This is a genomic window from Marinomonas sp. G8-14, from assembly GCF_055808935.1.
Window position 1 is genome coordinate 3,615,997 of the sequence record NZ_CM147891.1, and the last position, 14,722, is coordinate 3,630,718.

Below are 14,722 nucleotides of genomic sequence, written 5' to 3' on the forward strand. Positions count from 1 at the left end.
TTTGTATCCTATTTGGGATATGACTTCGTCTAATGTCGAGGCTCATTATCTGGATCATGTAGACACTTTTTAACCTATTAAAGCCGTTTTAAGGTGTTGTCATATATTGTTCAGAATATTTAAAAGACATTAGAGGAAATATAATGACTAAAATAAAAACATTCCGTCGACTAATGAATACCGGTTTATTATCACTTGCTGTTTTGCCCGTTATTGTTCATGCCGGCTCGGTTGTTGATCCGCTGGTGGCGGCGGTGGGGCCAGAATCGCATGTACCTATTGCGATACAAAATTTACGTTGGGCGATGTTAGATGGCGGTGTGAATACTTTAACATTTCGCTCGATGGATCAATTGTTTACCACTCGCCATGTTGCCCGTTCAGGTGCCATTTCGCCTTTAATGCGTGACGATCATCTGCTTGATTTTTCTTATCAATTTGAAGGTGTAAGTTATCAACCTGAGCAATTTCTTGATCGTACTTTCACTAACGGCTTGCTGATTATGAAAGATGATAAGATTGTTTATGAGAATTATCGTAATAATACCAATCAAGATACACGTTTTATGGCGTGGTCTATGACGAAATCGTTGGTGTCGATTTTGGTTGGGATTGCTCTTGAAGAAGGTCGTATTAAATCATTAGATGAAGACATTACTCTCTATCTTCCAGAACTATCAAAAGGCGCCTATAAAGGCGTGACGATTCGTCAAGTGTTGTCTATGAGTTCTGGCGTAAAATATGAAGAGCGTTATGACTTTGCCAACCCTGGTATTGCGGCTCGTAATCATATTTTAGCCTTAGTAAAAAACGTGGCGCGTTTTGTTGAGCCTGCAAAAACCATAGAGCGTTTGCATGAACCAGGCACCGTACAGGAATATAAAACCATTGATACGGCGGTATTAGGCTTGTTATTGGAGCGAGTTAGCGGCGGTAGTAATGTGTCTGCTTATATGGCGCAACATTTATGGGAACCATTAGGAGCACAAGCAGATGGTTTCTTTATTATGGATGGTGAGCCTGGAGTGGGTCGCGAATTTACTGGTGCAGGCTACAGCGCCACTATGCGAGATTTTGCTCGAGTGGGTTCAATGATGCTGAATAATGGTCGCATTAATGGTAAGCAAATTATCTCACCTGAGTGGGTGAAAATGTCGACAGAGCCATTTATGAAAGAAGATCCTAAGCTTGGCGGCTACGGATACCAATGGTGGACTCGACCAAATACCACGGCCTATTCAGCAATAGGATTGCAAGGACAGTATATCTATGTCGACCCTGATACTCGCACTGTGATTGTTAAGTTAAGTTATTTTCCACAAGCGGAAATGGACATAGCGGAGCAAGAAACCATGGCGTTTTTCAGTGCAGCCTCTGCTTGGAATCCTAAAAAATAATATCAGTGCGCTCTAAATAGGATTTTTGGCATAAAAAGAACGCGGATAGGAGTGACCTAATCCGCGTTTTTTGCTTTTTGGGCCGTGCTTTTAAGCGCGAGCTTCTTTATTTAATCGCGTTGTGGTGTGCTGAATGTGTGTGATTTTTTTAATCAGATAATTCAACAATACGCCGTACAAGGGGATAAATAACCCTAAGCTGATAATGATTTTAAAGCCGAAATCTGCCAGTGCTATGGCTTGCCAATGTTGCGCCATAAAAGGATCAGGGCTTTGATAGAAGGCAATGCCAAAGAAAGCCAAGGTGTCTAAGCCATTACCGAATAGAGTGGAAGCTGCTGGTGCAACCCACCATTGTTTGAGTTGGCGGAGTCGATTGAACACCTGAATATCCAGTGCTTGACCTAGTAAATACGCCATCAGACTGGCAATCGCAATGCGTCCAACAAAAGTGTTGTATGTTCCTAATGCCGCAAAACCTTGAAACTCGCCTTGAGCAAATAAAACGGATAAAACATAAGACACAATCAGAGATGGAATCATCACCAAGAAAATGATTTTACGTGCTAAAGGTGCGCCAAAAATACGCACAGTCAGGTCGGTGGCTAAAAAGATAAAAGGGAAGGTAAAGGCGCCCCAAGTGGTATGAAACCCTAAAATGGTGAAGGGAATTTGGACCAAATAATTGCTAGAGGCAATGATCAGTAAGTGAAATAGAGCAAGATAGCATAATGCTTTATCTTGCTGTGCAGGCGTAAACGTATTCATATTGTGACCTTTTTCGTTTGATTGGGGTGAGGGAACCCAAATTAAAAAGCTCGGATTGGTAAAACGAACTTTTGGCTTTTTGATAATGCCGCATTTGACCTTGTGGTCAAATGCGGAGCGCGATTATACATGAAAACTTTGGTTAAAAAAGCGTCAATGGTGAAAAAAAGTGGTGCAGTGTACCAGAAACGCACATTGATATTTGACCTTGTTATTTGCTGAAAGACTTTACAGAGATCGAATAACCAACACGTGAAATCCAATTGTGGTAGAGCCAGCCGAAGACAATAATTAACAAACAACCTGATAGCACGGGGGTAAAGAGAAATCCCCAAGACACATTAAGCGACGCTATTAGGATAGGATTCGCGCCAGCTGGTGGATGCAGGGTATTTGTTAGCATCATCAAAGAAACACCTACGCCAACACTGACGGCCATACTGAGCGGTGTCACCTCCCAAAAATGCAAGGTTAGTAAACCAATGAGGCTGGTTAGTAAGTGACCACCAAGGATATTTTTTGGCTGTGCCAAAGGGCTTTTAGGCAAAGCAAATAAAATCACCATAGTCGCGCCAAAAGGCGCCATGATACCAAGATAGGCTGGAGCAATCTTTTCACCCTGAGCAAGCATGAAGATACACAAAGCAGCACCAACACCTGCGAGACTAATAATGAAAAAACGGGATTGATGAAAAGAGCGACATAAACGCAATAACATAATAAGAGTCCTTGAAATAATATGAGTAGACCGACTTGTCTCCATAATGGTAGACAGATCGGTTTACTTATGTCAATATTCTTTTATCACAGGGGGAGTAAGATGACTAAGCCAGATTCATTGATACACGCCGCGTTTAAGCTTTTTTATGAACATGGCATTCATGCTGTTGGTATAAATCGCATTCTGCAAGAAACTGGAGTGGCGAAGAAAACCCTATATCATCACTTTGCGAGCAAAGACGCCTTACTTGAAGCGGTATTAATGTATCGAGATCAGGTTTTTATGGATTGGCTCACCTCAAGAATGATGGCCGCTGGAGAGGGAAAAATGGCAGTGTTAGCGCTATTTGATGCGCTTGATGACTGGTTTCATGACAGGGTTGAGGTGTTATTACCTTTTAAAGGCTGTTTTTTCATGAAAGCGAATGGCGAGTTTTCAGATCATATGGTGAATGGCTTATGTCAGCGCCATAAACACAATATAACCGCGTTTATACAGGCAAACCTTGTTGGTCATAGCGCTCAGCTGTCATCGGCTGAGTTAGCACAGAGCATCAGTGTCTTAAAGGAAGGGGCTATTTCTCAAGCTTATGTTGCGGGCGACTTAGACGCCGCCAAAAGAGCAAAAGCCATGGCTGTTGCTCTTTTAAGCGAAAAGTGAAAACTGTATCTTAAATGCGCTGAGATTTAATCGTCATCATTGCTGCTGTTAATACGCGCCAATCGATCTTGTTCTTCTTCAAAAGCGTCTTTAATTTCTTGTAATACAGAGTCAACATCGGCGGCCTCAGTAGGCTCTTCGAACTCGCCAGTAAGTTCTGTATCAGGCGTTAGCTTGCCAGCTTCGAACAATGCCCAAATTTCTTTGGCGTATTTTGTTTCCAGCAAGTCAGGTGCGTATATGCCGTAATAATTTCGCATATTGTTAACGTCACGCTCTAACATCCACTCGGCATTGTTATTGGCGGCTGCATCAATGGCTTGAGGAAGGTCGATAATAACAGGGCCATGGGAATCGACAAGCACATTGAACTCTGACAAATCTCCGTGTACTAAGCCCGCACATAGCATACGTACGATATCGCGAATAATGGTGTCATGGTCTCGCCTAGCTTGTTCTTCTGTCAGTACGACATCATTGAGGCGCGGCGCTACTTCACCGCTGTCATCGGTTACAAGCTCCATTAATAATACGCCGTCAAAACAGCCATAAGGCACGGGTACGCGAACCCCCGCATCAGCCAAACGAAACAAGGCATCGACTTCAGCACTTTGCCAAAGACTTTCTTGCTCGTCGCGGCCAAACTTAGAGCCTTTTTCCATTGCACGAGAGCGGCGGCTATTGCGAACCTTTCTGCCTTCTCTATATTGCACCGCTTGTTTGAAGCTGCGTTTACTCGCTTCTTTATAGACTTTCGCGCAACGGATCTCTGATCCACAGCGAACGACGTAGACGGTGGCTTCTTTTCCGCTCATTAATTGTCGAAGAACTTCGTCTACTAAACCATCTTCGATGAGGGGTTGTATTCTTTTTGGGATTTTCATGCGGCTCGTTATACAGTGATTTGATGATAAATGAAACAACCAGAGAATGACTGTGGTGCTTGCCAATACTCAGTTAAAAATAGCCCTATCACAGACATAGTGACAGTTTTTCCACTCTAAAGTGAACCAGGTTATTCGTCAGAATCGCGTTTTTTATATTCATTCCTCACCAAATACTCAATCATTTCATTGATTTTCATGTTTTTTTCTTCAGCTAAGGCATTGAGCTTTTGTTTGGTATTAAGCGTCATGCTGATGCTGTAGGGTTTTTTGCCACTCGATTTTTCACGGAATTTTTTCTGACTCCATGCCTTCTTCATTTTATCAATGACGAGTGCTTTACGGTCTACGTTATCAGATAAATCGATAGTAGCAATAACCGCGGCTTTTTTTCTGTATTAGAGGTGGGAATCCAGGCTTGTTCTAAAGGTCTTTGAGTGATGTTTTGTAGGTAGGACCATGCCCAAGCCCATTGAGTTGGATTGTTGTCTTCAAGCCACTGAATGATGGTTTCGTTGAAACGAATATCCTGCCATTTGGCTTTTAAGTCTTCGAGTAAATCTTGCTGTTGCTGGGCATCCGCTTCGCCATCGTAAAAGGCATTTAAAATATCGACTAGTCTGTCCGAGACGTTATCTCTTTCTGTTGAAAAGGCTTTCTCTGACAGTAATAAATATGTGTTTTTTTGAATCGCTCCCTGCTCTTGGTTGGCCTCTCTCTTTTTGTGTAGCTTTTTAAGTAACACCAAATCCAATTGCATAATCGTTCGTCTTTTTTATCAATCCAACGAAAGTAACTTGAGGGAAGTTGGGTTGCTCTGAAGGCGGAGCGCATTTGCGTGGCGAAATTTTTAGGCGCTCGATTTCTTTGTACTAAATTGTCTAGCTCTTCATTGAGCTTTTTGACGCGTTCGGCATGTGTATTCCCCCGTAAGTTTTTCAGCGAGGCACTTCGAATATTACTTAGTAAATAATCAGTGTAAAAAGCGCATTCTCTTTCCGATCTTGCTTCCAGAAATTCAGTATCGCCTTTAATCATATTTATTCATTCCTTTTTTGTTATTAGAGCATTCGAATATATTGATTATTACTGTGTAGTATGTTTCGTAAATAGTACGTGGATTTGTGTAACCTTACAATAATTTTACAGTTGATTTGTTTATTTTTTATTCATCTTCTAACGGCTGGATGTTAATGGGATGGACAAAAAAGTGTTGAGCAAAGAGGATGCATAGAAAGGGATAGGGATCAGCTTTGGTAGGACGAGGTAGAGCAAAGGAAGCTTGGTGATATGGCGAAATGAAAGTCGGTTGTGACGTGTGATGAGCGTGAAATCAGTGAAGTTGGGGGTGGATCGGCGCACAAAGCGCGAGATGATTGAGTCAAATTCGAAATAACATGGGTGATATGCCTTTGCTTACGACAATATAGAATGGTTTTTGTTAGTCATTTGCACGGATGATATTTCGACCTGCTTGTTTGGCCGCATAGAGGCGTTTATCGGCGATTTTGAAGACATCGTGATTGGAATGGGCCTCATTTGAATAGGCAATACCAATGCTGACGGTAATACCGGTTATGTCATCAATAATAAGGTGGCTTACTCCCGCTCTTACATTTTCGGCCAAGGTCATGACTTGCTGAGGGGTTCGGTTTAATGTCAAAACAAGGAATTCCTCACCCCCCACCGGCCTAGTAAATCATTAGGATGAATGACGCGACTCAGCTTGGCGGCGATGTGACTAAGTACTTTGTCACCAATTACGTGGCCGTAGGTGTCATTGACTTGCTTAAAATAGTCGATGTCGATGATCAGTATGGCGTAGTTTTGTTTCTGCTCCTCAGTGTCTAAACGTAGCTCAGAGAATACCTTCTCGAGTCCTCTACGGTTGAGAATACGTGTGAGCAAGTCTACATAAGCGTAGTTTTCAAGCATATCGGCCCGAGCTGCGGCTTTGTCTGTTTTAATCCTCAGTCGAATGACAGTCCATAACAGAAAAATGTAGATAAGGTGAGCTATGGCGATATTAAGTACGACTCCCAGAGTGTCACTAAACGACTGTTGTTGTATGAGAACCGCAAAATGACCAATGATAGTGACAGTAAAGACGATGATGGTAGTCGGTGCGGCCTTTTTAACTTCTAGAAAAAGGTAGGCAATGACATAGTTTAGTCCTAACCATTGGGCTGCATTTGAGAACTGGCCATTTGGGGCGGCATGGTGCCACATACTCGAGCTGGTTAAGTATCCTGCCACGATAAAATACGTCATGAAATGCAGGCATTGATGGTTAAGTTTGGTGATGATGCTCAATGCATACATAAGAGCAAATGCGATAAGACAAATGGGATATGCTCGTGCATCAAACGATGAAATGAGTCCACTTGACACATCAATTGCCCAAATTGTACTAAAACCAACCATAGCAATGATAAGTAAGTGACGGAATAACCTAGGCGATACTGAGGATGCGTTTAAATGCTTGTTGTGGTTATCGTACAAAGACTGCATGGTTTGAGCGCCGAGAATAAAACATAGGGCTAGTATATAAGGCTTTTATCCAGTTGTGAGCAATTGGATCGGTAAAGTAAGATTATCTAGTATAAAGAGATGAAAGCCGCCGGTGAGCCCCTGAGGCTTTTTTGTGTTAGAACCAAGAAAATTGACTAGGCAATAAATCGATTTAATTCATTTTTTAGCGACACAGTCGATACTTGCAGCCTATCAGCGGCGTCTGCAATTTCTTCTGTGCTGTTCCTATTGTGGGCGGCTTGATTTTCAACATTGGATACGAGTGATAGTACTTGACGAATATCCATGAGTACTTTAGCCACGTTGCCAGAGGTGTGCTGTACTTTATGACGTGTATCCAACATGGTGGTTGAGCTGTCTGTAATGCTTTGCATTGCTTGAGATGACTCAGAAAGCAATTGCTTGAATTGGCCTTCACTGTCTTTCATTTTCTCTGCGACATTGCTTATTGCTGAAACAATGTTAGCAATGGCGGTACTGGTTTCATTCAGGCTACTTTGTGTTCGAATTGCAAGTTGTCGAACTTCATCGGCGACGACAGCAAAGCCTCGACCTTCTTCGCCCGCCCGGGCGGCTTCAATCGCGGCATTTAATGCTAATAGATTGGTTTGATCTGCTATGCCGCTAATAGCGGAAAGAATATTATTCACATCCTCAGCTTTGCGTGAAAGCGTGTTCAACTCGTCAGAAAGTCTTGATTGGGATTCTGCTGTACTATTGATAATGTCTGTTACCTTACTAAAAGCATGTTGTCCTTTTTCAAGAGAGCGGCTTGCTTTTTGAGTGTCTTCCACGGTTAAGGTTAGCTCTTCATCGGAAGAAGCAAGTAGATCGCAAGTAGATGTGGCATGTAGGCGAACTTCATCAACGGCATGGGCGATTTTTTGTGCGGCGACACGGATTTCTTTACTGCTGCCTTGTAGTTGAGAAGACACGGCAGAGTTTTCGATTGCCGACTGTGTCGATATAGATAGGGTTGATTGGAATTCGGTAATGAGATGATTGAAGTCTTGTAAAAGTAGTCCGATCTCATCTGGGCTGGTTTTCGTGCGTAGTGTAAGGTTGCGTGTTGTTGCTATAGTGCGCATTAATGCCTGCGCTTCTGCCAATGGTTTGAGTATGCGAGAGATCAGCCAGAAGATAATAATCGAAGAGAGTAAAAATATAATTAATCCAATAATACTGGAAACCAATAACGTGGCGTTTAGTTCTGTTTGAATAGTAGAAATAGGAGTATCTACACCCACCACAAATGTTTTACCTGAGCGGGTTGTGTAGGGGATGAATACTGACCGGAAGGTACCCCATTCATCGGTATATTCATCAAAAATAGGCGTGGCATTGTTTTTTGAGAAAGCGTTGACTAACTTATCACTTGGTTCATCGTAAGTCGCTAGAGGAGAGCGGAATGTTTTTTTCGACATCTTCTTGCTCTGGCGTGTCGAGTACAAAGAGCACTTTATCAGACGGTTTAATCATGGTGTACATGTATTTTATGTCTGATGATTGCAGTATGTTGTAGGCTTTTAATTGCAGAGCATCTGACTCAGCTTTGGAAAAATTTCCGTTGAATGCATCATCATATACGTTGTCGTCAATTAATTGTCTGGCAACTTGTGCTGCAAATACAAGATTACTGTCTATTTGGTCATACAGATCGGTTTTTCGCACATCATAAAGATGGAAAGTGTAGCTAACACTGGCTAAGGCGCTGAGCAAAAGGACTGTGGATAATAGACGAGATTTAATCGTGGTGAACATTTGATTTCCTTTCAAAGCGAGCGTTGTAAATGGTTTTTATCCACGTCTATTTGAGCATGAGATAGCCAGATTATAAGAGTGAATTCATTTCTGTCTAATGTTTTCTTTTGGGCTTTTTATTTTTAGAAGAGGTCAGTCCTAACGCCTTGGCCCTTAATTCTTTTTTTGATGGTTGGCGCTTTTTAGGTGCGTCTATTGTTTTGGTCAAGTCGGGTTCAAAACCTGGTAACCATTGCGGTACAAAATTTTCACCCACTAGTTTTTCAATATCCGCTAGTAAATAGCGTTCCGCTTCGCTGACCAAAGAAATCGCTAGGCCCGTTGTGCCAGCACGCCCTGTACGTCCTATACGGTGAATATAATCTTCAGCGTTATAAGGAGGCTCATGATTGATCACATACTGTAATTGATCTATGTCTATGCCTCTTGCTGCAACGTCGGTTGCGATAAGAGCTCTCACCTTGCCTGCTTTAAAGTCGGCTAATACACGTTCTCTAGCGCCTTGAGATTTGTCTCCATGAAAGGACTGAGTCGCAATACCGTCCTTTTGCATTTCGTTGGCAAGTTCATCCGCGCCCTGTTTAGTGCGGGTAAAAATGAGTACCTGCTGCCAATTTTTAGAACCGATAAGAAAAGACAGCAGGGCGCTTTTTCGCTTTTTATCAACGGCATAGATACGTTGTTCTACTTGTGTTGCCGTGGTATTACGGCTATCGACTTCGATCAGCTGTGGCTCTTTTAATAAGGTTTTACTGAGAGCAAAGATGTCGTCATTAAAGGTTGCGGAAAAGAACAGTGTCTGTCGTGTCTGTGGCAAATTTTTTAATATCCTTTGGATATCGATGATAAAGCCCATGTCCAACATTCTGTCTGCTTCATCTAAAACCAATGTTTGTAATGCACTGACATTAATCAGTTTTTTCATAATCAATTCAAGTAAGCGTCCTGGTGTCGCAACTAGTACATCGCAACCTTGCTGCAAGGCATCTACCTGTACGTTGAGGCTTGCACCACCGTAAGCAACAACCGAACGGATGGATAAATTTTGACCGTATTTGACAAAACTAGCGTGAACTTGCTGCGCTAGTTCGCGGGTAGGTGTCAACACCAGAACTTGGATGCATTGGGCTTGATTTGTACTTTTATTGTGTTGAATGCGATGCAGAAGAGGCAAAGCAAAAGCGGCTGTTTTTCCAGTACCCGTTTGTGCGCCAGCCATGACATCTTTGCCCATTAAAACGACCGGAATAGCGGCACATTGAATCGGGGTTGGTGTGGTATAACCCAGCTCGTTGACCTGATTTAAAATGTCTTGATGAAGTCCTAAAGACGCAAAGCTCATGGCTGTCTCGCTAATATTAAAGGTGTAAATAAAGAGCGCTAGTGTAGCACTTTGTTATTGTCTAGTTAGTGGCATTGGCAACAAAAAGCAGAGGCTTTTGGTGGCTCAGACTTGTTGAACTCTGTATCTGTGCTCAGGTTGGCATGGTGCTGATGATGTGTGGATGTTTTAAAATTTCATAACTAAGTAACAAAAAAACATAAAGTATCATTTCTTCTTCATTTTTTGCTTATTCATTAAGATATCTCAAATTGTAAATATTTTCATATAAATTAATTTCTATATATATCAGATATTTACTGGTTAATTTTTCAGCTTTAAAAAATTAAGTAAAAAATAAGAATAATTATCTTTGTCTGATTGTTGTAATAAAGTTACTGAAATGTATTATTAATAGTGAAAACACACGTTTTTGTTGAAGTCTATTTATTATAAAAACAACATACAATTAGGTCTGAAATCATGAAAAAAACTATTCTAGCTACTGCTATTGTTAGCAGCATCCTATCTGTAAGTGCTGTTCAAGCGGCTCCTGTCTTTGATGCCAACTTCGAGTTAAATACCGACGCTGTCGATAAAGCGACAGGTGATACAACCTATGACCAGAATGGTCGAGTTGAACTAAACGCTTACAGCAAGCATACGTCTGGCGATAACTTTTTTGCTGGTAAAGGTACTGTGCTATTGAATACTGATGGAGAGGCAACGGTTGATGATGCCTTTATCCAACTAGGTAATGGCACATGGGACTTCCAACTTGGCCGTTTTGAAGCGATTAACTTATTTCCGTTAGCGAAAGATACTTTGATTGTTCATGTTAGTGATGATTATGTTTATCAGGCCAATAAAGTACGTGGTCGCGTAGGTGACGGCGGCGGCCAGATTGCGTTCCATTATAAAGCCAGTGAAATGGTAAAATTTGAAGTGGATACTATTTACGGTGATGGCGATTCTGGTGATTCTTCAGTAGTTGGTAATGGTGATGACACCACTGCGATTTCTGGTGTGCGTCCTTCTGTCACATTTGTTACGGATGCCGCAACTATCAGTGCGGGTTTTGAAAGTGTTAAGTACGACCAAGTTGGTGGTACTAATGTTGATCTATCTGGTTATGGTGTGACAGCGAACTTTGATGTGGCTGCGGCAAACGTTAACCTTGCTGCTGCGTTCAGCAAAGACGATAACACAGATAAGAAAATCTCTTCATTTGTTGCCAACATGGTGTACGGAAACTTTGGTTTGGGTGTGATTGCGTCTAGTGTTGATGATGGCGCAACGGATCCATCTCTAGTGACCACTTATATTGCTTACACTGTACCAGTGTTAGACATTGAAAATGCGACAGTGACTTTCGCAGGCTCTTATTCAACGGCGGATGATGTAGCCGCTGGTGATAATGATAAAACTACCGCAGCACGAGTTCGTTTTAACTACGGTTTCTAACGTGTAGTTAAAGATAAGAGCAATATCGTTGGTTACTCCCTTTTCTGATGATATTGCTCTTCCCTCGTGCTGGGGGCTATTTTCCATCCATCACTCTTTGTTATTCAATGCCGTAAGCAGCTGTAATATTTCTATTTCAGAATATTGTTGGCTGTTGAATATGGGTAAGTTTCGCAAAGGCATATCCGCCACCATGGATTCAGCCATCAATTTATCTGCTTCTGCTGCAGAATCATTTAGGTCTCCCCCATCATTTTTGTAAACACTGACAGCATGCTGTCGAAAAGTGGCTTGCCCAGTGGTTCATTAGCGATGTCGCCCAAGGTTGAATTTACTGTGTAAGGTGTGATGGGTGTTGGTGTTGGAATGTCGTAACCTAATAGAGCGCTAAAAGCCGCATCATTAAAGTCGCGTTTAGCTGGAGTAAAGTACGTGGCCAAAGCGGAATTTGGTTGCTCTGCTGTGATTCCTGTATCTAGGGCAATAGACGCAGTGTCTCGAATATCTTCAACGGAAGAACCAATATGAATCTGATATTCACCGCTTTCTGCAACCCAAGTGGCTTTATTTTTATGCCAATAAGCGAAAGCGCGATAGTCCAGTTCAAATACGACTTCTTTGCTTTCACCAGGCTCCAAGAAAACCTTCTCGAATGCTTTTAATTCTTTAGCTGGTCGAGGTTGAGAAGGGGATTTTTGACCCACATAGCACTGTACTACTTCGGCACCTGCTCTGTTTCCTGTATTGGTAATAGTGATTTGTAGCTTGATGGAAGCGCTTTCATCAAAGGGCGATTTATCGCCACTTAGTAAGGTTAAATGATAGTAAGTGAAATTGGTGTAGGATAAGCCATGACCAAACGGAAAAAGCGTTTTCGTATTGGTGGTATCGAAATAGCGATAGCCAACCCAAATAGCTTCACGGTATTGAACTTGCTTGGTAGTACCAGGGAAATACGGCTGGCTTGGCACATCCTCTAAATTTGCCGGGAAGGTTTCGGCTAATTTTCCGCTTGGGTTTACTTCACCAGACAGTACTTTAGCAACCGCAGATGCGCCAGCTTGCCCGCCTAGATAAGCTTCCAAAACGGCGGGAACTTTTTCTACAAACGGAAGCACGACTGGTGCGCCATTTTGTAAAACGACCACTGTTTTACTAAGTTGTTCGCCAAGTGCCGCAATCAGATCTAGTTGCACTTGTGGCAGATTCAAATGCTGGCGATCGAAGCCTTCGGATTCGTATTTTGGTGTCAGGCCTGCAAATAAAAAGACCACATCGGCTTGCTTTGCTAGCTCAACCGCCTTGGTAATTTCAGCGCTATCTTCAGCATCATTTAGGTGATAACCCGCCGTGTAAGTGACGTTATCAGGACCAAATTGCTTTTTGATTTCATCTAGAGGCTGTTCTAATTTAAATGGATTAATCTTGGAGCTGCCAGCACCTTGGTAACGAGTGTTGTTGGCTAATGCGCCAATGACCGCAACCTTTTTTCCTACGGCAACAGGCAATAAACCGTCATTCTTTAATAGCACGCAGGTTTCTTCTGCGATCCGGGCAGCCAGTTCGTGGTGAGCGGTTAGGTCTGCTGTAACTTTATTGCTTTCTAACGACACTTGTGATTTCAGAATCAGTTCTAATACGCGAGCGACGGATTTATCTAACTCTGCCATTGTTAGCTGGCCGTTCTCGACAGCGGCGATAATCTTTTTCGTGTTCATGTCGCCAGAGCTTGGCATTTCTAAGTGTTGACCGTTTTTCACCCCTTCTACACGGTCGTTATTTGCGCCCCAATCGGTGACGATAATGCCTTCAAAGCCCCATTCTTTGACCAAAATGTCATCAAGCAATTGTTTGTGTTCTGCCGCGTATGTGCCATTAACCTTGTTGTAGGAACACATCACAGTCCAAGGTTGGGTTTGTTGAACCGCTCTCTCAAAAGCGGGGAGATAGATTTCACGCAAGGTTCTTTGATCGACGATGGCATCGACGGTCATGCGACAGTGCTCGTGATTGTTGACCGCGAAATGTTTTAAACTGGTACCTACGCCTTGGCTTTGTACGCCTTTGATCCAGGCGGCAGACATGTCACCAGCAAGCAATGGGTCTTCGGAGAAATATTCGAAGTTACGACCACCCAATGGGTTACGTTTAATGTTAGTGCCAGGACCGAGCAAGACCGACACATCTTCAGTACGGCATTCTTTGCCTAAAGCTTTGCCCATTTCTTCAATCAGCTTGGTATTCCAAGAGGCCGCCAGTCCTGATGCAGTTGGAAAGCAGGTAGCTTTGACTGCGGCGTTTAGGCCGACATGATCGCCTTCGCCAGCTTGTTTTCGTAAGCCATGAGGCCCGTCCGTTACCATGATGGAGGGTAAGTCTAAGCGCTCAATACCGTGGAGGTTCCAAAAATCCTTGCCGGTACAGAGCATGGCTTTTTCTTCTAGGGTGAGTTCGGTTAAGAGTTGTTTTATTTTTGTATTACTCATCATTGCATCCTTTTTAAGTTTGTGGTGACGGCTTCATACCATCGAGTAGTAATTGAATTAACACCAGGGTGAGTTGCGGAATGGCATCTTGTTCAATTTCCATTAAGGCATCTTTGCGCAGCAACATGCGGCGGAAAAAAGTGGGGACGGCATTAAATAGCGTTACCGCTAAATAAGCGGCTGGAATATCGGTTCGAATACAGCCTTCGGCTTGTCCTAAGGCAACAATGTCAGAGAGGGATTGGCTGACCGTTTCTGGTAATAATTGTGTCAGTTTTTCACGGAATTCGGTTGGTATACGTGATCCAGCATAGTAGCCATCAAATTCGGCAATAAAACGATCATCGTCTTCATATTGATGATCCGAATAGGCTTGCATTAACACGCCAAGACCCTCGCGAATGTTGGAATAATGGCGAGCTTTGATTTTTTCTATAATGCCTTCATAAACATCGATCTTACGAGTCAGCACCACTACAAGTATGGCGAAGCCCAAATCGTATTTATCTTGGTAATAGCGATATAAGGTGTTACGGCTCATGCCAGTGGCTGTGGCAATGTCTTTCATTTGCGTATCAGCAAAGCCATTTTCAATAAAAAGTGCTTCGGCGATGCTGATGATTTTGTCCCGAGTGGCTTCGGTTTGGTGAACCATTCTAGCAATCATAATAATGTTACACGTGTTATATTTTTTTAATAATCTAAGAGCTGATGGATGTGTAGTCAAT

The 14,722-nt window shown here is 42.6% G+C and carries 13 protein-coding genes and 1 pseudogene; 3 read left to right on the forward strand and 11 right to left on the reverse strand.

Annotated elements, in window-relative coordinates; translation table 11 throughout:
- Positions 1 to 143: 143 nt before the first annotated feature.
- Complete coding sequence (locus tag AC0L6V_RS18370; RefSeq protein WP_265219802.1) at positions 144 to 1,397, forward strand: serine hydrolase domain-containing protein; 1,254 nt, start codon at positions 144 to 146, stop codon at positions 1,395 to 1,397.
- 90 nt (positions 1,398 to 1,487) lie between these two features.
- On the opposite strand, the gene AC0L6V_RS18375 is transcribed toward AC0L6V_RS18370, so the two are convergent.
- The gene (locus AC0L6V_RS18375; protein WP_265219803.1) at positions 1,488 to 2,165 is read right to left on the reverse strand and encodes a 7-cyano-7-deazaguanine/7-aminomethyl-7-deazaguanine transporter; all 678 of its coding nucleotides are present in this window, start codon (positions 2,163 to 2,165) and stop codon (positions 1,488 to 1,490) included.
- A gap of 211 nt (positions 2,166 to 2,376) precedes the next feature.
- Positions 2,377 to 2,883, reverse strand: coding sequence for an HPP family protein (locus tag AC0L6V_RS18380; RefSeq protein WP_265219804.1), 507 nt, complete (start codon positions 2,881 to 2,883; stop codon positions 2,377 to 2,379).
- A gap of 102 nt (positions 2,884 to 2,985) precedes the next feature.
- Here AC0L6V_RS18380 and AC0L6V_RS18385 point away from each other — a divergent pair, with 102 nt between their 5' ends.
- Entirely contained in the window at positions 2,986 to 3,546 is a 561-nt protein-coding gene (locus AC0L6V_RS18385; RefSeq protein WP_265219805.1) for a TetR/AcrR family transcriptional regulator, read from the forward strand.
- 26 nt (positions 3,547 to 3,572) lie between these two features.
- Here the strand turns inward: AC0L6V_RS18385 and AC0L6V_RS18390 are convergent, their stop codons facing one another.
- From AC0L6V_RS18390 to AC0L6V_RS18420, 7 genes and pseudogenes are all read right to left on the reverse strand, one after another.
- Positions 3,573 to 4,430 (reverse strand): PA4780 family RIO1-like protein kinase, encoded by an 858-nt coding sequence (locus tag AC0L6V_RS18390; protein WP_265219806.1) that lies wholly within the window; start codon positions 4,428 to 4,430, stop codon positions 3,573 to 3,575.
- A gap of 131 nt (positions 4,431 to 4,561) precedes the next feature.
- Positions 4,562 to 4,750, reverse strand: coding sequence for a hypothetical protein (locus AC0L6V_RS18395; protein ID WP_418138485.1), 189 nt, complete (start codon positions 4,748 to 4,750; stop codon positions 4,562 to 4,564).
- 26 nt (positions 4,751 to 4,776) lie between these two features.
- Positions 4,777 to 5,190, reverse strand: coding sequence for a hypothetical protein (locus AC0L6V_RS18400; RefSeq protein ID WP_418138486.1), 414 nt, complete (start codon positions 5,188 to 5,190; stop codon positions 4,777 to 4,779).
- A gap of 681 nt (positions 5,191 to 5,871) precedes the next feature.
- Positions 5,872 to 6,941, reverse strand: a pseudogene (locus AC0L6V_RS18405) (GGDEF domain-containing protein).
- Between the two features lie 155 nt (positions 6,942 to 7,096).
- Complete coding sequence (locus tag AC0L6V_RS18410) at positions 7,097 to 8,386, reverse strand: methyl-accepting chemotaxis protein (RefSeq protein WP_265219809.1); 1,290 nt, start codon at positions 8,384 to 8,386, stop codon at positions 7,097 to 7,099.
- A complete protein-coding gene (locus tag AC0L6V_RS18415) occupies positions 8,343 to 8,723 on the reverse strand; it encodes a hypothetical protein (RefSeq protein WP_265219810.1) in 381 nt (126 codons plus the stop codon). The genes AC0L6V_RS18410 and AC0L6V_RS18415 overlap by 44 nt, the downstream gene beginning before the upstream one ends.
- A gap of 94 nt (positions 8,724 to 8,817) precedes the next feature.
- A complete protein-coding gene (locus AC0L6V_RS18420) occupies positions 8,818 to 10,065 on the reverse strand; it encodes a DEAD/DEAH box helicase (RefSeq protein WP_418138487.1) in 1,248 nt (415 codons plus the stop codon).
- A gap of 462 nt (positions 10,066 to 10,527) precedes the next feature.
- Between AC0L6V_RS18420 and AC0L6V_RS18425 the strand changes: the two genes are divergently transcribed.
- Positions 10,528 to 11,508 carry a carbohydrate porin gene (locus AC0L6V_RS18425; RefSeq protein ID WP_265219813.1) on the forward strand — a complete coding sequence of 327 codons (981 nt, stop codon included), beginning with the start codon at positions 10,528 to 10,530 and terminating at the stop codon, positions 11,506 to 11,508.
- A gap of 236 nt (positions 11,509 to 11,744) precedes the next feature.
- Here AC0L6V_RS18425 and AC0L6V_RS18430 read toward each other — a convergent pair whose 3' ends face one another.
- Together AC0L6V_RS18430 and AC0L6V_RS18435 are read right to left on the reverse strand one after the other, a co-directional pair.
- Positions 11,745 to 13,994 (reverse strand): glycoside hydrolase family 3 C-terminal domain-containing protein, encoded by a 2,250-nt coding sequence (locus AC0L6V_RS18430; RefSeq protein WP_418138488.1) that lies wholly within the window; start codon positions 13,992 to 13,994, stop codon positions 11,745 to 11,747.
- 13 nt (positions 13,995 to 14,007) lie between these two features.
- Positions 14,008 to 14,649, reverse strand: a complete 642-nt coding sequence (locus tag AC0L6V_RS18435; RefSeq protein WP_418138489.1) for a TetR/AcrR family transcriptional regulator — start codon at positions 14,647 to 14,649, stop codon at positions 14,008 to 14,010.
- Positions 14,650 to 14,722 lie beyond the last annotated feature (73 nt).

Coding starts and splice junctions, on each gene's coding strand:
- AC0L6V_RS18430 (WP_418138488.1), bottom strand. CDS start 13,994: ATGAGTAATACAAAAATAAAACAACTCTTAACCGAACTCACCCTAGAA.
- AC0L6V_RS18400 (WP_418138486.1), bottom strand. CDS start 5,190: ATGCAATTGGATTTGGTGTTACTTAAAAAGCTACACAAAAAGAGAGAG.
- AC0L6V_RS18390 (WP_265219806.1), bottom strand. CDS start 4,430: ATGAAAATCCCAAAAAGAATACAACCCCTCATCGAAGATGGTTTAGTA.
- AC0L6V_RS18410 (WP_265219809.1), bottom strand. CDS start 8,386: ATGTCGAAAAAAACATTCCGCTCTCCTCTAGCGACTTACGATGAACCA.
- AC0L6V_RS18370 (WP_265219802.1), top strand. CDS start 144: ATGACTAAAATAAAAACATTCCGTCGACTAATGAATACCGGTTTATTA.
- AC0L6V_RS18380 (WP_265219804.1), bottom strand. CDS start 2,883: ATGTTATTGCGTTTATGTCGCTCTTTTCATCAATCCCGTTTTTTCATT.
- AC0L6V_RS18435 (WP_418138489.1), bottom strand. CDS start 14,649: ATGGTTCACCAAACCGAAGCCACTCGGGACAAAATCATCAGCATCGCC.
- AC0L6V_RS18420 (WP_418138487.1), bottom strand. CDS start 10,065: ATGAGCTTTGCGTCTTTAGGACTTCATCAAGACATTTTAAATCAGGTC.
- AC0L6V_RS18395 (WP_418138485.1), bottom strand. CDS start 4,750: ATGAAGAAGGCATGGAGTCAGAAAAAATTCCGTGAAAAATCGAGTGGC.
- AC0L6V_RS18425 (WP_265219813.1), top strand. CDS start 10,528: ATGAAAAAAACTATTCTAGCTACTGCTATTGTTAGCAGCATCCTATCT.
- AC0L6V_RS18375 (WP_265219803.1), bottom strand. CDS start 2,165: ATGAATACGTTTACGCCTGCACAGCAAGATAAAGCATTATGCTATCTT.
- AC0L6V_RS18415 (WP_265219810.1), bottom strand. CDS start 8,723: ATGTTCACCACGATTAAATCTCGTCTATTATCCACAGTCCTTTTGCTC.
- AC0L6V_RS18385 (WP_265219805.1), top strand. CDS start 2,986: ATGACTAAGCCAGATTCATTGATACACGCCGCGTTTAAGCTTTTTTAT.